The organism is Glycomyces albidus, from assembly GCF_009451885.1.
Classification (GTDB): domain Bacteria; phylum Actinomycetota; class Actinomycetes; order Mycobacteriales; family Micromonosporaceae; genus Glycomyces; species Glycomyces albidus.
Genome location: NZ_WIAO01000022.1, coordinates 75521 through 94418 on the forward strand (window position 1 = coordinate 75521; position 18898 = coordinate 94418).

18 protein-coding genes, 1 tRNA gene and 2 pseudogenes are annotated in these 18898 nt (G+C 70.6%); 8 read left to right on the forward strand and 13 right to left on the reverse strand.

The genetic code is table 11. The features are described from left to right. Positions 1 to 55: 55 nt before the first annotated feature. From GFD30_RS17380 to GFD30_RS17390, 3 genes are read right to left on the reverse strand one after another with little or no spacing between them, the layout of a single operon-like run. The gene (locus tag GFD30_RS17380) at positions 56 to 445 is read right to left on the reverse strand and encodes a DUF3151 domain-containing protein (RefSeq protein ID WP_153026455.1); all 390 of its coding nucleotides are present in this window, start codon (positions 443 to 445) and stop codon (positions 56 to 58) included. A 32-nt stretch (positions 446 to 477) separates the two neighbouring features. Beyond that, the gene (nhaA, locus tag GFD30_RS17385) at positions 478 to 1911 is read right to left on the reverse strand and encodes a Na+/H+ antiporter NhaA (protein WP_153026456.1); all 1434 of its coding nucleotides are present in this window, start codon (positions 1909 to 1911) and stop codon (positions 478 to 480) included. A gap of 57 nt (positions 1912 to 1968) precedes the next feature. Continuing rightward, positions 1969 to 2385 carry a Fur family transcriptional regulator gene (locus GFD30_RS17390; protein WP_153026457.1) on the reverse strand — a complete coding sequence of 139 codons (417 nt, stop codon included), beginning with the start codon at positions 2383 to 2385 and terminating at the stop codon, positions 1969 to 1971. A gap of 214 nt (positions 2386 to 2599) precedes the next feature. Between GFD30_RS17390 and GFD30_RS17395 the strand changes: the two genes are divergently transcribed. Continuing rightward, positions 2600 to 4069 carry a catalase gene (locus GFD30_RS17395; protein ID WP_322633359.1) on the forward strand — a complete coding sequence of 490 codons (1470 nt, stop codon included), beginning with the start codon at positions 2600 to 2602 and terminating at the stop codon, positions 4067 to 4069. Between the two features lie 496 nt (positions 4070 to 4565). Here the strand turns inward: GFD30_RS17395 and GFD30_RS17400 are convergent, their stop codons facing one another. Continuing rightward, positions 4566 to 5147, reverse strand: a complete 582-nt coding sequence (locus GFD30_RS17400; RefSeq protein WP_194202001.1) for a helix-turn-helix domain-containing protein — start codon at positions 5145 to 5147, stop codon at positions 4566 to 4568. 107 nt (positions 5148 to 5254) lie between these two features. Between GFD30_RS17400 and GFD30_RS17405 the strand changes: the two genes are divergently transcribed. Next, positions 5255 to 6046: a TSUP family transporter gene (locus GFD30_RS17405; RefSeq protein WP_322633360.1), complete on the forward strand. Its 792-nt coding sequence runs from the start codon at positions 5255 to 5257 to the stop codon at positions 6044 to 6046. Here GFD30_RS17405 and GFD30_RS17410 read toward each other — a convergent pair. After that, a complete protein-coding gene (locus GFD30_RS17410) occupies positions 6043 to 7143 on the reverse strand; it encodes a calcium:proton antiporter (RefSeq protein WP_153026461.1) in 1101 nt (366 codons plus the stop codon). The two genes, GFD30_RS17405 and GFD30_RS17410, sit on opposite strands and share 4 nt — an antisense overlap. Before the next feature lie 151 nt (positions 7144 to 7294). On the opposite strand from GFD30_RS17410, the gene GFD30_RS17415 reads away from it, so the two are divergent. After that, on the forward strand, positions 7295 to 8686 hold the full coding sequence (locus GFD30_RS17415) for an aldehyde dehydrogenase family protein (protein ID WP_153026462.1): 1392 nt from the start codon (positions 7295 to 7297) through the stop codon (positions 8684 to 8686). 13 nt (positions 8687 to 8699) lie between these two features. On the opposite strand, the gene GFD30_RS17420 is transcribed toward GFD30_RS17415, so the two are convergent. Next, complete coding sequence (locus GFD30_RS17420; RefSeq protein WP_153026463.1) at positions 8700 to 9176, reverse strand: MarR family winged helix-turn-helix transcriptional regulator; 477 nt, start codon at positions 9174 to 9176, stop codon at positions 8700 to 8702. 95 nt (positions 9177 to 9271) lie between these two features. Between GFD30_RS17420 and GFD30_RS17425 the strand changes: the two genes are divergently transcribed. From GFD30_RS17425 to GFD30_RS17435, 3 genes are all read left to right on the forward strand, one after another. Continuing rightward, positions 9272 to 9709, forward strand: coding sequence for a nuclear transport factor 2 family protein (locus GFD30_RS17425; protein WP_322633361.1), 438 nt, complete (start codon positions 9272 to 9274; stop codon positions 9707 to 9709). Positions 9710 to 9720: 11 nt separating this feature from the next. Next, the gene (locus GFD30_RS17430; protein WP_153026464.1) at positions 9721 to 10587 is read left to right on the forward strand and encodes a haloalkane dehalogenase; all 867 of its coding nucleotides are present in this window, start codon (positions 9721 to 9723) and stop codon (positions 10585 to 10587) included. Positions 10588 to 10946: 359 nt separating this feature from the next. Further along, a complete protein-coding gene (locus tag GFD30_RS17435) occupies positions 10947 to 12140 on the forward strand; it encodes a sulfotransferase family protein (RefSeq protein WP_153026465.1) in 1194 nt (397 codons plus the stop codon). Here the strand turns inward: GFD30_RS17435 and GFD30_RS17440 are convergent. From GFD30_RS17440 to GFD30_RS17460, 5 genes are all read right to left on the reverse strand, one after another. After that, complete coding sequence (locus tag GFD30_RS17440; protein WP_153026466.1) at positions 12137 to 14176, reverse strand: serine/threonine protein kinase; 2040 nt, start codon at positions 14174 to 14176, stop codon at positions 12137 to 12139. The genes GFD30_RS17435 and GFD30_RS17440 overlap by 4 nt on opposite strands. A 52-nt stretch (positions 14177 to 14228) precedes the next feature. After that, positions 14229 to 14693, reverse strand: coding sequence for a MarR family winged helix-turn-helix transcriptional regulator (locus GFD30_RS17445; RefSeq protein WP_322633362.1), 465 nt, complete (start codon positions 14691 to 14693; stop codon positions 14229 to 14231). Between the two features lie 115 nt (positions 14694 to 14808). Next, entirely contained in the window at positions 14809 to 15240 is a 432-nt protein-coding gene (locus GFD30_RS17450; RefSeq protein ID WP_153026467.1) for a tetratricopeptide repeat protein, read from the reverse strand. Between the two features lie 178 nt (positions 15241 to 15418). Continuing rightward, the gene (locus GFD30_RS17455; RefSeq protein WP_322633363.1) at positions 15419 to 16420 is read right to left on the reverse strand and encodes a pirin family protein; all 1002 of its coding nucleotides are present in this window, start codon (positions 16418 to 16420) and stop codon (positions 15419 to 15421) included. 183 nt (positions 16421 to 16603) lie between these two features. Next, positions 16604 to 16676 (reverse strand) — tRNA-Phe (locus GFD30_RS17460). 96 nt (positions 16677 to 16772) lie between these two features. On the opposite strand from GFD30_RS17460, the gene GFD30_RS17465 reads away from it, so the two are divergent. Then, positions 16773 to 17480 carry a MafI family immunity protein gene (locus tag GFD30_RS17465; protein ID WP_153026468.1) on the forward strand — a complete coding sequence of 236 codons (708 nt, stop codon included), beginning with the start codon at positions 16773 to 16775 and terminating at the stop codon, positions 17478 to 17480. A 385-nt stretch (positions 17481 to 17865) separates the two neighbouring features. Here the strand turns inward: GFD30_RS17465 and GFD30_RS28000 are convergent. Further along, positions 17866 to 17991, reverse strand: a pseudogene (locus GFD30_RS28000) (carbohydrate ABC transporter permease); the annotation flags it as partial. Between the two features lie 6 nt (positions 17992 to 17997). Between GFD30_RS28000 and GFD30_RS28005 the strand changes: the two are divergent. Further along, positions 17998 to 18294, forward strand: a complete 297-nt coding sequence (locus GFD30_RS28005; RefSeq protein ID WP_322633364.1) for an ROK family protein — start codon at positions 17998 to 18000, stop codon at positions 18292 to 18294. Between the two features lie 93 nt (positions 18295 to 18387). On the opposite strand, the pseudogene GFD30_RS17480 reads toward GFD30_RS28005, so the two are convergent. Then, positions 18388 to 18690 (reverse strand): annotated as a pseudogene (locus GFD30_RS17480) (transposase); the annotation flags it as partial. Positions 18691 to 18898: the final 208 nt, after the last annotated feature.

An 18898-nucleotide genomic window follows, 5' to 3' on the forward strand; every position in this document is an offset into this window, starting at 1 on the left:
AGCGGCCGGGAAGCGGGTGCTTCCCGGCCGTTTCGCTGTCCGCGTCAGGGCCGGATCAGGTGAGGGCGTCGGCCGCGGCCGGGTCCGAGTCCCGCAGGAACTGGGCGCAGCGGGCGGCCTCGTCGGCCTCCCCGATGGCGGCGGCGGCGCGGGAGAGCTGGTACAGGGACTTGAGGAACCCGCGGTTCGGCTTGTGCTCCCAGGGGATCGGGCCGTGGCCCTTCCATCCGCTGCGGCGGAGCTGGTCGAGTCCGCGGTGGTACCCGGTGCGCGCGAAGGCGTACGCGGTGACGTCGTCGCCCGACTCCAGGGCGTTCTTCGCCAGCCGCGCCCACGCGGCGCAGAACCACGGGTACTGGCGGACGGTGTCCTCCGGCGAGTGCTCGTCGAGGTACTTCCTGGCCTCGGTGTCCTCGGGCAGCAGCGTGGCCGGAGGCTGTGACATCAGATTCTGCGGAGCCAATTCGGGTCCTCACTCTAGGGTCGAGTCGCTCGTGAAAAGCAGTCCAGCAAGCCTAACCCCGACTCGGCCGCGTCCTCCATGACCGGGTCGGGATCGTCGTCCTGGGGCGTGCGGGGCGCGGCGAGGTGGACGGCGAGGCCGCCGATCAGGGCGGCGACGATCGAGGCGGCCAGGACGCCGATCTTGCCCTCCTCGGTGAGCACCGGGTCGCCCTCGCGGAAGGCGAGCTCGGTGATGAACAGGGCCACGGTGAAGCCGATGCCGGCGACGGCGGCGATCGCGGCGAGGAGCGGCCAGGACGTGCCGCGGGGCATCCGCCCGACGCCGAGCTTCACGACGACCCAGGTGGTGAGCGTGATGCCGACGGTCTTGCCGATGACGAGGCCGAGGACGATCCCGAGCGTCACGGCCGAGCCCGCCGCGGCGGCGACCAGCTCGGGGCTGAGCGGGACGCCCGCGTTGGCGAGCGCGAACAGCGGCAGGACCAGGAACGAGGAGAACCGGTGGTTCTGGTGCTGGATGCGCGCGGCGGGCGGCTGGGCGTCGCGGGTGAGCTTGACGAGCCGCTCGGTCTCTTCGAGGGTGAGGCCGTCCTTGGCGAGCTCCTGGGCCTCGTCGTGGGCGACGGCGGGGTCGAGGAGGGGCCGGGCGGCGATGATGAGGCCCATGATGACGCCGGCGATGGTCGCGTGGACGCCGGATTCGAGCATGGCGACCCACAGGAGGACGCCGATGACGAGGTAGACGGGGGCGTACCAGACGTTGAGGAGGCGCATGAGGACCGCGAGCGCGGTGAGGGCGGCGGCGGCGATGAGCCACTGGGGGGAGAGGTCGTCGGTGTAGAAGACGGCGATGACGGCGATGGCGCCCAGGTCGTCGACGATGGCGAGGGTGAGCAGGAAGATCCGGGCCGGGGAGGGGATGCGGGAGCCGAAGAGGGCGAGGACGCCGACGGCGAAGGCGATGTCGGTGGCCATGGGGATGCCCCAGCCGTGGGCACCCGCGCCGCCGGCGTTGAGGGCCGTGTAGATGAGGGCGGGGACGGCCATGCCGCCGGCGGCGGCGGCGATCGGGGTGACGGCGTTGCGGGGGCTGGAGAGTTCGCCGGAGACGATCTCGCTCTTGATCTCGAGGCCGACGACGAAGAAGAACACGGCCATGAGGCCGTCGTTGATCCAGTCGCGGAGGGTGTGGTGGAGTTCGAAGCCGCCGAACCGGAACGTGACGTCGAGGCCCCATACGGCGTCGTAGGAGGCGGCCCACGGCGAGTTGGCCCAGAGCATCGCGAGCACGGCGCAGACGACGAGGACGACGCCGGCGGCGGGTTCGATCTTGAGGAATTCGGCGGCGGGGCGGCCGACGTAGCGGGCGATGGGGCGCCGCGAGTAGAGGAATGCGGGCCGCGAACGCCAGATGTCGGACTTCCAGGGCTCCTCGGGCAGTCTCATGGCCCAGAGCCTATCCGCGCGGGGTGGCCTGTTCCACTCCTCTGAGGACTGCGGGTGCTAGGCGCTCTGGCAGTCGGGGCACAGTCCGCGGTAGGTGATGGAGGCGCGGTTGACGGTGAAGCCGTGGCGCTCGTCGCCGGGGAGCCACTCGACGGGGTCGGCGACGGCGTGGACGTCCTTCATGAGGCCGCAGCCTTCGCAGATGAGGTGGTGGTGGTCGTGGTCGGCGTTGGGGTCGTACCGCTTGGAGCGGCCTTCGAGGCTGAGTTCGATGACTTCGCCGAGGGCGACCATCTCGTTGAGGGTGTTGTAGACCGTGGCGCGGGAGAGTTCGGGCATGCGTTCGCAGGCGCGTTCGAGGACTTCTTCGGCGGTGAAGTGCACGTGGGAGCCCTCGAGCGTCTCGGCGATGACGCGTCGCTGCGGGGTGATGCGCCAGTTGTGGCGCCGTAGTCGGGTTACCAGGTCACTCATGCTGTTCTCTCACACGGTCAGGAGGTCGAATATCACCCTAGCAGGACAAACGGTTGTGGCACCACTGACACTGGACGCCTTCTTAGTTTAGACATAGTCTAAGTTAAGATCAAATCCGATGTACGAAGGTTTCGGAGCACCGCCGACCGCGGCTTCGGACCAGGCCTCCCCCGACGACGGCGCCGCGGGACCACTCCAGGAAAGGGGCTCCACCGTGAGCACTGCATTCGACGACACGGCCGGGCCGCTGACCACCGAGTCCGGCGCACCCGTCAGCAGCAACAACCAGAGCGAGGCGGCCGGCCCCGGCGGGCCCCTGCTCGTCCAGGACCAGGTCCTGATCGAGAAGCTCGCCCACTTCAACCGCGAGCGCATCCCCGAGCGGGTCGTCCACGCCCGCGGCGCGGGCGCCTACGGCACCTTCACGGTCACCGCCGACGTCACGAAGTACACGAAGGCGAAGTTCCTCTCCGCCGTCGGCAAGGAGACCGAGACCTTCCTGCGCTTCTCCACCGTCGCCGGCTCGCTCGGCTCCGCCGACGCCGTCCGCGACCCGCGCGGCTGGGCCCTGAAGTTCTACACCGAGGAGGGCAACTACGACCTCGTCGGCAACAACACCCCGGTGTTCTTCATCCGCGACGCGATCAAGTTCCCCGACTTCATCCACACCCAGAAGCGCGACCCGTACACCGGTTCGCAGGAGGCCGACAACGTCTGGGACTTCTGGAGCCTCTCCCCCGAGTCCACCCACCAGGTGACGTGGCTGTTCGGCGACCGCGGCATCCCCGCGTCCTACCGCCACATGGACGGCTTCGGCTCCCACACCTACCAGTGGCTCAACGCCGCCGGCGAGCAGTTCTGGGTCAAGTACCACTTCAAGACCGACCAGGGCATCCAGAACCTCACCCAGGACGAGGCCGACGCGCTCGCCGGGAAGGACCCCGACTCGCACCAGCGCGACCTGCGCGAGGCCATCGAGCGCGGCGAGTTCCCGTCCTGGACCGTGCAGGTCCAGATCATGCCCGCCGCCGAGGCCGCGACCTACCGGTTCAACCCGTTCGACCTCACCAAGGTCTGGCCGAACGAGGACTACCCGCGGATCACCATCGGGAGGCTCGAGCTCAACCGCAACCCGGAGAACGTGTTCGCCGAGGTCGAGCAGTCGGCCTTCTCCCCGGCGCACTTCGTGCCGGGCATCGGCCCGAGCCCCGACAAGATGCTCCAGGGCCGCCTGTTCGCGTACGGCGACGCGCACCGCTACCGCGTCGGCATCAACGCCGACCAGCTCCCGGTCAACCGCCCGCACGCCACCGCGGCGCGCAACGGCAACCGGGACGGCCTCGGCTACGACGGCCGCCACGGCCGGCAGCGGAACTACGAGCCGAACTCCTTCGGCGGCCCCGGCGAGACCGGGCAGCCGCTGTGGGGGCCGGTCCAGGTCGCCGGCGCCACCGGCGAGTGGGAGACCCCGCGCCACGCCGAGGACGACGACTTCGTGCAGGCCGGGAACCTCTACCGGCTCATGAGCGCCGACGAGCAGGACCGCCTCATCGCGAACCTCGCCGGCTTCATCGCCAAGGTCACCCGCGACGACATCGCCGAGCGCGCCATCGCGAACTTCGCCAAGGCCGACGAGCAGTACGGCAAGCGGCTCGCGGCGGCGGTGGCCGAACTGCGGTCGTGAGCCTGCCGCTTGCCGTACCGGGAGGCGCAGCGGAAAGCGGCTTGCGCGAAGCGCAGCGGCCCGCCAGGGCCGCCGCGGCGGCGGTGGCCGAACTGCGGTCGTGAGCCCGCCGCTCTCCGAACCGGGAAGCGCCGCGGGAAGCGGCTCGCGCCAAGCGCAGCGGCCCCGCACGGCCGCCGCGGCGGCCGTAGCCCGACCGCGGTCGTAGCCGCCCCGCCTTCCGCACCGGAAGGCGGCCGGCGGCCCGCCCGAAGCGCGGCGGCCCCGCAGGGCCGCCGCATTCGCGGCACGGACAACTGAAGACGCCGAGCGGTCGCAGGCCCGAGAAAGAAGCCGCCAGGGCCCGCGTCCGCTTCGACGGCGGCTCCGCCGCGCCGGCGCGCCCCCTGTCGAGGAGCGCCGGCGGGAGCCGCCCGCCCGGCCGGGGTTCCCAGGGCTTTCCCCGCCGGGCACGCCGACGGCCCCCATGCATCCCGCATGGGGGCCGCCGCGTCGCCTACGTGTCGAGCACCCGCCCGCACTCGCCGCATTCCGGCGGCTTCTGCCGCGGCACCTCCACGAACTCCTCGGCCACGATCCACAGCTTCCAATGCTCGTCGCTCTCGCGGATCACCGTGATCGACGTGATGTCGTCCCGGCTCGGCCGCTCCAGCCCCCACAGGATCGCCAACGGCGCCTTGTGCTTCGCGAGCTTCACCTCGCGGCCCTTCAGGTAGTACCCGGCCCGCGAGTACACGAGCTGCGTCTGCTCACCGTGCTCCTTCGGCGCCGGCTCGCGGCTGCGGCCGTTGAGGAACGCGTGGTACTCGGTGTGGAGCTGCCGCGCGATCTGCTGCAGCGGCACCGACGAATACGCCTTGACCCACCGGTTCTGCGGCTGGTTCTTCCACTTCGTCAACCGGGACGAGATGTCCGCGTACGAGATCTTCTCCCCCCGCGCCCGCCACTCCCGCTGGAACACCGACAGCGACCAGTTGTACACGGCCCGAACCGCTTCGAGCGTCTCCTCGAGATTCCTCCGCTGCTGGTCATCGGGGTCGAACGTATACTCGTAGCCGCGTTTCACCAAGTGGGTCATAGGCTTCGTCATGTCCATGACCTGTTGATATCAGACGATTACGCACCGCCACGTGTTCCTCACCTCATCGGCGTGTCGGCTGACCGTGCGGCCAGTAACTTGGCCTGGTGCCCTTTGACGTCGACCCCGGCCTGTTCGCCCTGCTCATCATCGCCGCGGTGTTCGCCGGGTGGGTCGACGCGGTCGTCGGCGGCGGCGGACTGATCCAGCTCCCCGCACTCCTGGTGGCCTTCCCCACAGCGCCGCCGCAACTCATGCTGGGCACCAACAAGATGGCGTCGGTGTGCGGCACCACCATCTCCGCGATCACCTACTCCCGCAAGATCAAACTCGAGCACCGGCTGCTGTGGCCCACCGTCGGCCTCGCCCTCCTCGGCTCCGGCGCCGGCGCGGTCGCGGCCCTCGCCGTCTCCGCGAGCGCCTTGAAGCCCATCATCATCGCGGTGCTGCTCGCCGTCCTGGTCCTGGTCATCGCCCGGCCCCGGCTCGGCCTCGAACCGCAGCCGAAACTGCGCACCCCGATGCGCGCCGCCGCGCTCATGCTCGCCGCCGGCGTCGCCGTCGCCTTCTACGACGGCATCATCGGACCCGGCACCGGCATCTTCCTGTCCGTCGCGTTCACCGCCGTCATCGGATTCGACTACGTGTCGGCCGCCGCGCACACCAAGGTCGTCAACGCCGCCACCAACATCGGCGGCGTCACCGTGTTCGCGCTCCAAGGGAACGTGTGGTGGATCCTCGGCCTCGTCATGGGCGTCGGATGCATGGCCGGGGCCTGGTTCGGCGCCCGCACCGCCATGGCCCGCGGCTCCCGGTTCGTGCGGATCGTCCTCGTGGTCGTCGTCCTCGCGCTCCTGGCCCGCCTGAGCTGGGACGTCTGGATCGGCTACTACCGCTAGGGGTTGACCGCCAGGAACAGGTAGGCAGCCAGCAGCACCAGGTGGACGCCGCCCTGCAGCCGCGTCGCCCGGCCCGGGACCACCGTCAGGACGCTCACCAGCACGGTCAGCCCCAGCAGCACGATCTGCGTCGAGCCCAGCCCGAGCACCAGCGGCCCGTCCATGAAGAACGACGCGATCGCGATCGCCGGAATCGTCAGGCCGATCGAGGCCATCGCCGACCCGTAGCCCAGGTTGATGCTCGTCTGGATCCGCCGGCGCGACGCCGCCCGGACCGCCGCGATCGACTCCGGCAGCAGCACCAGCAGCGCGATCGCCACGCCGACCGTCGACGCCGGGAACCCGGCCGCCTCCACGCCCGCCTTGATCGCCGGGTCCTCGATGTGCGCCAGCCCGACCACGCCGACCAGGGACCCCAGGAGCATGGCGGCGCTGAGCAGCGCCCGCTTCCCGCTCGGCGGCGCCGCGTGGTCGTCCTCGGTGATCTGGTGCCCCTCCTCGGTCACCGGCAGGAAGAAGTCGCGGTGCCGGCGCGTCTGCGTGAACACGAACAGGACGTAGAGGACCAGCGACGCCATCGCCGCGAACACGAGCTGCGCGGTGGTGTACTCCGGGCCCGACTCGCTGGTGGTGAACGTCGGCAGGACCAGGCCGAGGGTGGCGAGCGTGGCGACGGTCGCGAGCGCCGCACCCGAGCCCTCCGGGTTGAAGTGCGTGAGCCCGAACTTGAGGGCGCCGACGAGCAGCGCGATGCCGATGATGCCGTTGGTGGTGATCATGACCGCCGCGAACACGGTGTCGCGGGCGAGCGTGTCGGCGCTGTGGCCGCCCGAGGACATGACGGTCAGGATCAGGGCGACCTCGATGACGGTGACCGAGACGGCGAGCACCAGCGAGCCGTAGGGCTCGCCGACGCGGTGGGCGACGACCTCGGCGTGGTGGACGGCCGCGAGGACGGTCGCGATGAGGAAGACGGCGGCGATCACAAGGGGGACGGCGCCGAGGTGGCGGCCCCAGGCCAGGGCCAGGACGATGATGCCGGCGACCGGCGCGATGACGGTCCAGGACAGCAGCGGGGATCGTTTCGCGTCGCTCATGTGCGACATCCTGTCACGGGGCGGTCGCATTGTCCGGGGTACCGCAGCGGGGGCATGGAGCATGCCACACCTGTTCTGTCCATTGTGGAAGAAGTGGAACCGGGCACGGCGCACCGCACCGCCGGAGGCCCGGAGTCGCTAGAGTCGTTCCATGGCAAGCGCGTATGGACCCGAGTCCCCCTCCGACACCGTGTCCCGCCTCCGGGAGCACTACGCGACCGGGCGGACGAAACCGGTGCCGTGGCGCCTGGAGCAGCTCAAGGGCATCGACCGGATGCTGCGGGAGGCCGGTGACGAACTCGCCGACGCACTGCGCGCCGACCTCGGGAAGTCCGCGCCCGAGTCGTTCCTCGCCGAGATCGACTTCGTGTCCGCCGAGGTGCGGGCGATGCGCAAGCACCTGCGGTCCTGGCTGCGGTCCAAGCGGGTCTACACACCGCCGCACCTCCAGCCGGCCAAGGCGTACGTGCTGCGCGAGCCCCTCGGCGTGGTCACGGTGATCGGGCCGTTCAACTACCCGGTGCAGCTCCTGCTCGCGCCGCTCGCGGGCGCGCTCGCGTGCGGGAACGCGGTGGTCGTGAAGCCGAGCGAGGCGACCGCGGCGACCGCGTCCGTGCTCGGCCGGCTCATCGGCGAGTACCTCGACCCGGAGGCGGTCGCGGTCGTGCAGGGCGGCGCCGAGGAGACGTCGGCGCTGCTCGCCGAGCGGGTCGACCACATCTTCTTCACGGGCTCGGCGCGGGTGGGCCGGATCGTCGCGAAGGCGGCCGCCGAGCACCTGACGCCGGTGACCCTCGAACTGGGCGGCAAGAGCCCGGCGATCGTCGAGCCGGGCGCGGACCTGGCGACGGCGGCGCGGCGGATCGCGTGGGGCAAGTTCATGAACGCCGGGCAGACGTGCATCGCGCCCGACTACGTGCTCGCCGTCGGCGGGGTCGGCCCCGAGCTCGAGAAGCACCTGGCCGAGGCGGTCCGGGAGATGTACGGGCACGCGCCGTCCGAGAGCCCGGACTTCGGGCGGATCGTCGACGAGCGGGCGTTCGACCGGCTCGCGCGGTTCCTCGGCGAGGGGCGCCTGGTCTGCGGGGGCGGGCACAACCGGTCCGACCGGTACATCGCGCCGACGGTCCTGGCCGACGTCTCGCCCGACGACGCGGTGATGGGCGAGGAGGTGTTCGGTCCAATCCTGCCGATCCTCGCGGTCGAGACCCTCGACGAGGCGATCGCGTTCGTCAACGCGCGCGAGAAACCGCTGGCGCTGTACGCGTTCACGAACGCGGACTCGACGCGCCGGAAGCTCTTGACGCGGACGTCCTCGGGCGCGGTGGGCTTCAACGTCCCCATGGCGCACATCGACGTGCCGGGCCTGCCGTTCGGCGGGGTCGGCGGCTCGGGCCTGGGCGCGTACCACGGGAAGGCGTCGATCGAGGCGTTCAGCCACGCGAAGTCCGTGCTCGACAAGCCGCTCGCGCCGGACACCATGAAGGTGGTGTACCCGCCGTTCACCGCCCTCAAGGAGCAGGTGATGCGCCGCCTCCGGTGATGCGGGGGCGGCGCTAGCCGCCCGAGGCGAGGTGGGCGTTGACGCGGCCGAGCAGGGAGAAGAGCTGCTCGCGCTCGTCGGCGCCGAGCGGGGCCATGATGCGGTCGTTCACCGCGTCGAGGACCGCCTCGATCTGCGCGAGCCGCTCGCGGCCCGCGTCGGTGATCGTGATGACGTTGCGGCGCTTGTCGTCCGGGTCGGGGGCGCGCACGATCCAGCCGCCCTCGGCGAGCTCGTTGAGGACGGCGACCAGGTCGCTGCGGTAGATCCGGGTGCGGTCCGAGATCGACGCCTGGCTCGCCGGCCCGAACTCCTCGAGCGCCGCTAGGACCACGAAGTGGGCCTTGTGCGCGCCGAACGGGGCCAGTGCCTCGGCGGCGACCCGGCTCGCCTGCGCGCTCGTCATGCCCAGCAGGCGCGAGAGCTGCCGCTTGAGGCGCTCGGGGGTCTGGTCGCCGCGGTCGAACCGCAGTTCAGCTTGGGTGTCCATGCGGACAGCCTACCCCGATTGCGTTAGTCCCACTAACGGTGTAGATTCATTAGCAACACGAACGTTAGTGAGTCTAACGAACCAAGGAGACCGCTGTGACCAGCACCGACACCCTCATCCGCGAACTCGCCGACCGCGCCGAACTGGCCGACCTCGTCGCCCGCCACAGCGTATGGATCGACGAGGGCCGCTGGGACGAGACCGACCGGATCTTCACCCGCGACGTCGCCGTCAAGTCCCCCCGCGGCGAGGCCCGCGGCACCGACGAGCTCCTCGCCCTCGTCAAGCGGGGCCACGACGCCTTCGCGCAGACCGTCCACAACAAGGCCAACCTCGTCATCGACCTCGACGGCGACACGGCGGCGGTCCGCGCGCACGACATCGCCCTCTTCGTCGTCGACGAGTCGTCCACGGCGCTCGCGGCCGGCATCGCGCACTACCGCGCCCGCCGCACCGCCGACGGCTGGCGCTTCACCGGCCTCGAGATCGTCCCCGCCGCCCTGACCGCGCACATCGCCCGCGCCTCGCTCTGAAAGGCACCGCAATGCACACCGCCGAGATCCTCGGATCCACCATGGCCTACGTCGACGAAGGCGAAGGCGACACCACCGTCGTGCTCCTGCACGGCAACCCGACCTCCTCGCACATCTGGCGGCACGTCGTCCCGCGCCTGTCCGGCCGGGCCCGCGTCATCGCGCCGGACCTCATCGGCATGGGCGAGTCCGGGAAGCCCGACATCGGCTACTCCTTCGCCGACCACGCCGACTACCTGGAGGCGCTGCTCGAGGCCGTCGGCGCCGAGCGGCCGGTCCTGGTCGGCTACGACTGGGGCGGCTCGCTCGCCCTCGACTGGGCCGCAAGGCATCCCGACCGCATCCGGGGCGTCGCCGTGATGGAGACGTTCCTGCGGCCGATGACCTGGGCCGAGTACCCGGCCGGCGCCGTCGAGTTCTTCCGGACCCTGCGCACGCCCGGCGCCGGCGAGCGGATGGCCCTCGATGAGAACTGGTTCATCGAGACCGCGCTTCGCGCCACCAACGCCGGCATCGCCGACGAGGACCTGGCCGTCTACCGCAAGCCCTACCCCGATCCGCGGTCGCGGCGCCCGCTCCTGGCCTGGCCCCGGCAGATCCCGCTCGCCGAAGCCGCTGGGGAGCCGTTCGCACCCGCCGGCGTGGCCGCGCGCTTCGGCGCCTACGGCGACTGGCTCGCGTCCTCCGACGTGCCGAAGCTCCTGCTCACCGCCGGCCCGTACGGGCTCGGGTCGCCCGCGATGATCGCGTGGGCGCGCGGGCACGCCAGGGCCCTCGAGGTCCGCGGCATCGGCGAGGACGTCGGCCACCACGCCCCCGAGGACGCGCCGGAGGCGATCGCCGAGGCGGTCCTGGACCTGCTCGACAGGATCGCATGAACCGCAGAATGAGCCGCCGCGCGAACCGCTGCCGCGCGTGACGCACCGCAGCGGGCCGGGGACGCGAAACAGGCCCTGACCGGCGCGGACGCCGGTCAGGGCCCATACCCCTCGAAGACAAGTCTGCGATCAGGTTAGCACCCGCCTTGCGCGCGCTACAGCAGGGCCTCCCGCATCGATGTTCAACGCTCCCAAGGAGAATCACTCCCTTCGGGAACCGCATGAGTCTAAAAGGGACTTCTAGTCGCGGCCGGTGGTTCGGACCCGTCAGACCTGGTCTGTGCGGAATACCGGCCTATCGGTAGTATTGCGCGGATTGGGAATGACAATCCATTCCTTATAGGACACTGAGGACCCGCATGCGACGAATGGTGCTCAACGCCGCGCTCGGCCGGTCCGCACGGGCCCGCCGGGACCCCGCGGAAGCGCTCGCGGCCTGGCGGGGCCGCGTCCGCGAGACCGTCACGGCCGCCGACGCCGAACCCGACGCGAGCGACTGGGCATTCGCCGACGACCTCGGCTTCCTCCTCCAGTGCTTCGCCGCCGTCCCCGACCTCACCCCGCTCGGCTGGACGGTCCAGTTGCGCAGCGCCCAGCAGCGGCTCGAGAACCGCCTGCGCGTCAAGTGGATCCACGCCCACAACCCCCTCGTCGCCGCCGAACCGGTGGAGCGGCCCGTCTTCGTCGTCGGCCTCCCGCGCGCCGCCACCACCCTCGCCCACCGGGTCCTCGCCGCCGCCCCCGGCCACCGCGGCCCGCTGCTGTGGGAGATGCAGCGCACCGGGCTCGGCCGCGACGGCGCCGCCCGCGCCGGGGTCGTGCGCCAGGTCGAGCGCCAGGTCGCGGCCCTGCGCCGCCTCGCCCCCGACTACGACGCCGTCCACCCGCTGTGGGCCGACCGGCCCGAGGAGTCGATCGCGGTCATGTGGCGCACCTACTTCCCGCTGAGCTGCGCCCCGCTCCCCGACTACCGGCCCTGGCTCGACCAGGCCGACGTCACCGGCGACTACCGGTACCTCAAGCAGGTCCTGCAAGTGCTCCAGTACGGGGAGCGGCCGCGCCGGTGGATCCTGAAGTTCCCCGGGCACGTCGCCCACCTCGACGTCATCCGGCAGGTGTTCCCCGACGCGGTCTTCGTGTGGATGCACCGCGACCCGGTGGCCGCGGTGCCGTCGTTCTGCTCCCTGGTCGAACGCCTGACCGCGGTGCACTGCAAGGAGGTCGACCCGGTCGCGATCGGCCGCACCTGGCTGCCGGTGCTCGCCGACTCGATCGACCGGGGCCGCAAGCTCCGCCGGTCCCTGCCAGAGGACGCCGTCGCCGACGTCAGCTACCACCGGTTCACCACCTACCCGCACGAGTTCGCGCCGCTGCTGTTCGAGCGGATCGGCGCGGAGTGGACCGCGGCCGACCGCAACGGGCTCAACTCGATCGTGGACGACCCCTACCGCGAGACCGCGCACGCGTACACGCTCGAGCGCTTCGGGCTCGACAAGTGGGAGGTCGAGGCGGCGTTCGGCGACTACCGGCAGGAGGTCGCGGCCGTGCGCTAGAGCCAGCGCCAGCAGACGGTGTAGGCGTGCTCGGGGAAGTCGCCGCTCTGCCAGCTGGCCCAGCCGTCGTCGCCGCAGAACCAGGCCGCGTCGTACTCGTCGGTGCGGCCGGTGACGTACACGTTCGCGGCGTCGCAGTCGCTGAACTCGTAGTAGGCGGTGCCGGCGTCGGGGTCGCCGCTCATGGAGAGGCAGTCGTTCTGGCCCGCGTACCCGATGTCGTCCGGGTAGATCATGCGCATGCACAGCGTGACGTCCAGATAGGACTCCGAGGTGGTGAACCAGACCGAGTGGTTGTAGTAGGTCGACTCGGTGCAGCCGGAGTCGTCGGCGACGCCGGTGAGGCGCTCGAGGACCTCGAACGCGCCCGTCTGGCATTCGATGGTCTCCCAGTAGGAGTCCTCGCCGGGGGAGCCGAAGACGCATTCGCCGGGGTCGGCGTGGTAGGCGTCGCCCCACGAGTACAGGTAGCTCAGGCACAGGACCATGTCGTTCGCGGCGGACGACACGCTGGTCGAGAGGTCGTCGACGCCGTCGCAGGAGTCGAGGTCGGTGGTGCCGTAGTAGATGTCGACGACCTCGAAGGCGCCGTCGGTGCAGGAGGTCGACTCGAGGTCGGCCTCGGTCTCGGTCCCGTAGTCGTAGAAGCAGTCGCCGACCGCGGCGTCGGCGATCGGGTCGTATTCGGCGGTGGTCTCGGCGGCGGGATCGGTCTCGTAGTCGTAGGTGTCCTCCTCGTAGTCGTAGTCGTAGTCGCCGGTGGTGGCCCAGGGGTCGTCGGTGCCGCTGCCGGACTCGGGGTCGTCTTCGCCGTCGTCGCCGATGACGAGGATGAGGAACGCGGCGAACGCGACGACCGCCGCGGCCGTGAGCACGGCATAGAGGGGCTGGCGGTCCGGGTTCGCGGGCGGCGGGACGGGCCCGGGCGGGACCGCGGCGCCTCCCCCGCCGGGCGGGGGCGGGTAGCCGCCTCCGGTGTACGGGGGGCCGCTGACGGTGGTGCCGTCGGGGATCCAGGTGGCCGCGTCGGCGAACCCGGGGCCGTACATGACGGCGGTGCGGTCGGGTCGGACGGCGGTGTCCCAGCCGTTCCGGCGGGCGAGTTCGGCGACCTCGCCGCGCTGCTGCTCATCGAGTGCGGCGACGGCGGGCGGCCAGGGGCCGGCGAGCGGGGTGCCGATGCGGGCGAGCAGGTCCGCGGCGGTGACGCGCGCGGCGGGGTCCTTGGCCATGCACGGTTCGATGAGGGCCCGCAGTCCGCCGGGGATGCCGCCGAGGTCGGGTTCGCCGTGCACGACGCGGTTCATGACCTCGAACAGGGCCTCGGCCTCGAACGGGTTGGCGCCGGTGGTAGCGGTGATCGCCGTGGTGCCCAGAGAGAACACGTCGGTCTCGGGGCCGACGGGGCGCATGGTGATCTGCTCGGGCGACATGTACGCGGGGGCGCCGATGAGCGCGCCGGTCTCGGTGATGGTGGTGTCCGCGCCGGATCCGCCGGGGGTCCGGGCGATGCCGAAGTCGATGATGCGGACGCCGTCCTCGGTGAGGATCACGTTGGAGGGCTTGAGGTCGCGGTGGACGACGCCGATGGCGTGGATCTCGGCGAGCGCGGCCGCGAGGCCGTGCACGAGGCGGCGGCCGGCGTCCTCGTCGAACGGACCGTTCGCGGCGATCGCCTCGGCGACGGTGGGGCCGTGGAAGAACTCGGAGGCCAGCCACGGTTCGGCGGCGTCCTCGTCGGCCGCGACGACCGCGGCGGTCCAGCGGCTCGCGGCGACCTCGCGGGAGGTGATGACCTCGCGGCGGAACCGGAACCGGAACCGGTCGTCGTTGAGGAGGTGGCGGCGCATGACCTTGAGGGCGACGAGCCGCCCGTCACCGCCGACCGCGAGGAGCACGCGGCCCATGCCGCCTTCGCCCAGTTCGGCGAGCAGGCGGTACGGCCCGATCTCCCTCGGCTCGTCGTCCCGAAGCGGTTTCATGCGGCGGCTCCCAGCGTCCTTGACGTGAACGCCTTCGACGCTAGGTCCGCTCATCACAACTCCGTCACCGCCGCGTCGGGCCGGGCGGGTCCGCGGCGGTGACCGGCTAGCGGGAGCCGGTGATGTGGTCGCCGAGTTTGGCCGAGAGCCGGCCGAGTTCGGCGAACTCGTCCGGGGTGAGGGCGTCGACGACCAGGCGGCGCACGGTGACGACGTGCTTGGCCGCGGCGGCCTCGATGACCTCGCGGCCGCGGCCGGTGATGACCACGAACGCGCCGCGGCCGTCCTCGGCGCACTCCTCGCGGGCGACAAGTTCGCGCTTGGTCATGCGGCGGATCTGGTGGGACAGGCGGCTCTGCTCCCACTCGATCTCCTTGGCCAGGTCTTGGAAGCGCAAGCGCCCCTCGGGGACGTCGGTGAGTGCGACGAGGACCTCGAAGTCGGCGCCGGAGAGCCCGGACCGGGCCTGGAGGTCGGCGGTCAGGCTGGAGAAGAGCTTCTGGTGCAGCCGTACGAGGGAGCGCCAGGAGCGCTGCTCCTCGGCGCTGAGCCACGGCACGGTGTCGTTCACACCGCCGATCCTACTAGTTGACACGTCAACTATCCACGGTCAGCGCCGGGACCCGCAGCGGGCCGGCCTGCTCCGCTCGTTCGGGGTGTCCGGCGCCGGGTGCCCCGGCGCCGGCCTAGGCGTCGCCGGCGAAGGCGGCGGCCATGCGCTTCCACGGGCCCGCCTCCTCGTGGCGCCCTTGGCGTTCCAGGGTGCGGCCGAGAAGGACGTGGGCGTAGTGCTCGACCGGGTCGCGGTCGATGAGCGCGCGCAGTTCCGCTTCGGCGCGGCGGAGCTGCGCGGAGTGGTAGTAGGCGCGGGCCAGCAGGAGCCGGGGCGCCGTCTGCTCGGGGGCCTCCTCGACGAGTGCGGCGAGGAGCTGCGCGGCGCCGATGTAGTCCCGGGCCTCGAAGCGGGCGTCCGCGCGCTCCCAGCGTTCGAAGGGGCCCTCTTCGCGCGGCGCGGCGACGGGTCCGTTCGCGGTGGCGCCGTCGAAGAGGTGCGTCGCCCGCACGAACCGGTCGGGCGCTGCCTCGCCGTTCGGCAGGAAGTCGTTGAAGTCGTTCATGCGCTCCTCTCCTCTGGTCGCGCGGTCTGGACGGTCGAAGCGCCTCGGGCCCCTCCGGACCGGCTCAGCGGTCCGCGTCGGACCCCGATACATATATGACGCATCAACTAACACCTCGCAACGCGGCAGCCGCGTCGGCTATTCCCGCTGCGAGCCCCGTCAAGGCTGCTCGTTCGGTTCATTCGGCGGCCCGGCTCCGGCGGACCGGGTTGGCGCGGGGCGTGATGACCGCGTTCGGCAGCGCCGGCGCGGGGAGCCGGCGGCCGGGGTAGCCCTCGACCGCGCCGAACCGGTCGGAGGCGGCCTCCCACTCCTCGCGGGCCCTGACGATCTCGTCGTGGCTGCGGGCGATGAAGTTCCACCACATGACGATCGCCTCCTCGAACGGCGGCCCGCCCAGCAGCAGCGCCCTCGCGGGGGCCCCGGTCTCGTTCGCCAGTGTCAGTTCGTCTGCGCCGCAAGGCAGGTAGCCCATTTCGGCGGCCTCGACACGGGTGCCGGCCAGGCTGATCGCGCCGGCGTCGACGAGCAGGCCGTGTTCGAACGCGGGATCCGCGCCCAGGGCGATCCGGGCGTGCGGCTCGAGGTCGATCTGGGCGCCCAGCAGGGGCGTGAACGTCTGCACCGGCGAGGCGGCCCCCGCGAGCGAACCGAGGAAGACCCGCAGCTCGGCGCCGTCGATCCGGACCGGCTCGGGCTTGTAGTGCTCGAAGGCGCGCCCGGTGCCGCGGTGCGCCTCGGGGAGCGCGATCCAGAGCTGGACGCCGTGGAGGACCTCGGTCTCCGGCGTGGAGACCTCCGAGTGGGCGATCCCGTGCCCGCCCGTCATGAGGTTGAGCTCGCCGGGCCGGACCAGGCCGACCGTCCCGAGGCTGTCACGGTGCTCGATCACGCCGCTGAACAGCCAGCTCGCGGTCTGGAGCCCGGTGTGCGGGTGCGGCGGCACGTCCATCCCGCCGCCGGACGGCACGTCGACCGGCCCGTAGTGGTCGGCGAAGCACCAGGCGCCGATGAGCGTCCGTGCCCGCTGCGGCAGCGTCCGCCGCACGTGCAGCGCCCGCACCCCGCCCAGCGGCACCTCCCGCGCCGTCAGCACTTCGACTTCGAGCGCCCCGCTCGGACGGCCGTCCGAGGACGCGCCGCACCGCAGCTCCTCGGGCTCGACTTCAACGTTGCTCACCGCGACCGCCCCTCACTTATATGTCACATCATTTATCATGCCACGCCACAACCCCGGTGCTCCGACAGGAACCGGTCGCGGACCCACAAGGAGGAAACGGTCCCCGAACCGATCGGCCCCAAAAACAACAATCCCCGCCTGCCAGTGTTCGCACTGGAGACGGGGAGAAATGCCTGGTGGTGATGGTGGCCAGGGCCGGGGTCGAACCGGCGACCTTCCGCTTTTCAGGCGAACGCGTGCTTCGACCTCGCCGGCCCAGTGTGCGAGTTCATGCGGCACCTGGTCGCTGACCGAGGCACGCGGATCGTAAGCTGCTCACGCCCCGCCCCTAGTCCTCACACCAGGAGGGTCAGTGGAGCACCTCCGTCTCGCAGACGAAGTCCTTGAACTGCTCGACGACTCCCCGATCACACGGGAGTCCGTGCTCGCGGATGCCAAACTCCTCATCGACGCCGGTGAGGTTTCACTCGCGTTCGACACCTTGTGCTTGTGGCTGTTCGAAGACGATCTCGTCATCTCGCGGCCCTACTACGACCGGCTCGTCAGAACCGCACACCAGCTTGCGGTCCCGAGCGCAATCAATCGACTTGAGGAGCTCGTATCAGCGGTACCGCAAGGAAGCCGGCCCGGACAGCCGCGCACGCACCAGTACAGCGTCCGGAAGATCGCTCTCTGGGGCATCTTTGTGCAGCTCACCGGCGAATACAGCTTCCGTGCTGACACGGAGGCCGGGGTCAGACTCACCGCAGCGACGACGCTGCATCTCGCTCGTGCGATGCAGGTCCGGCTCACGGAGGACGAGGTGCACATGCTGGCTCACGGCATGCGAAGGGGCCTCGAGCTCGCCGGCCTCGCCGATCCCCCGGCGCAGATTCGGGTCCTGGACGTCCGGATCGTCGAGGCCGATTTCCAGATCGACGGACTCGCAGCGGCTGGCTACGAATGGATCGCCAGAGAGTTCCGTCGCAAACTGCCGCCGGTCAAGGTCGACTTCGACACGGCGGCGAACCGGTACCTGATCGAGTTGCCTGGCGGTGCATCTTGCAGCAGCGATGACTGACGAACCGGTCGTACCCGACCTGGCGATGTCGGTGTGGGCGGCTGATGTCCGGCTACTGATCTTGAAGTTTCGGGGTCTGGTGGCGTGCCCGTTTCGACGTGTGCCCGTTGATTCATGCATGAGGTACGGGGATGGCGGTGGTTTAAACGCCGCCGCGCGGGCGAAGCGCGAGCGGTCCGGATGGAGGCCGCCGCCATGCTCGCGGCGGACCCGGAGCCGGAAACGAAGCATCCCCGCCTTCCAGTGTTCATACTGGTAGACGGGGAGAATGCCTGGCGGTGATGGTGGCCAGGGCCGGGGTCGAACCGGCGACCTTCCGCTTTCGGACGGACGCTCGCCCCTGCGGGACAAGTTCGAATGCGGGCCTTGGACCGCGCCGGCTCGATCAGCCTTTGACGGCTCCGGCCATGATGCCCGCGACCAGTTGTCTTCCCGCGAAGATGAAGAGGATGAACAGGGGGGCGGTCGAGAGCAGGGCGCCGGTGAGGATAAGCGGGTAGTCGGTGTAGTACTGCTGCTGGTCGACCTCGCCAGGAACGGCGACCACGCCGCGGCCGCCGCATTCCGCGACGCGGGGCGCGCGTTGGGGGCGTTGATCGCGACCGTCGCCAACGCCATGGACCCCGAGAAGATCGTGATCACCGGCGACGGCATCGCCGTCGCCGAACTCGCGCAGGCCGAGAACGACGCCGCGATCGAAGCGAACCGGCACCCCACGAGTGCCCCGGTCGCGATAGACATCCAGCCGTTCGAGTTCGGCGAATGGGCTCGCGCCGGCGCCGTCCTCGCAATCAGGGCCTGCCTAGAATTCTGAGCGAGCGAGTCGATTCAAGAACCCACTTAGTCACTCATAGTCGCAAAGTAGGACATCCGGAGCGGCTTCCAAACCGTCGTGTGTCTGCCCATGGCTCGCGTCGATGCAGACGCGGGGCCAATCCAGCTCACCGGCGGCATGCAGGCGGGCCAGCACCAGGTGATGCAGCCGATCGAAGACACCGGCCCGGCACCACCGCTCCAGCCGCCGCCAGCAGGTCATCCCCGAACCGAACCCGAACTCCCGCGGCAGGTGCTCCCACCCGACCCCGGTGTGCAGCACAAACAGGACTCCATGCCGGCACAACCGGTCTGGAATCGGCTTCCGCCCAGGACGCCTCGAAGGCCAGACCGGCAACAGCGGCTCGATCAACGCCCACAGCTCATCGTCGACAATCCAAGGTCTGCTCACCCTCCCAGGAAACAAGCAAGAGCCCAACCCGAGTCACCAGTATCCATGCACCGCAATGTGTTAGGGTGAGGTGTAGCAAGGATCTTGGACGCGGATCTCATAACGGTTGGGTTTCAGGCGGCGCGAGCGTAATACTCGGCCAGGGTCTCGGCGGGGGTCTTGTAGCCGAGGGTCGAATGTAGGCGTTGACGGT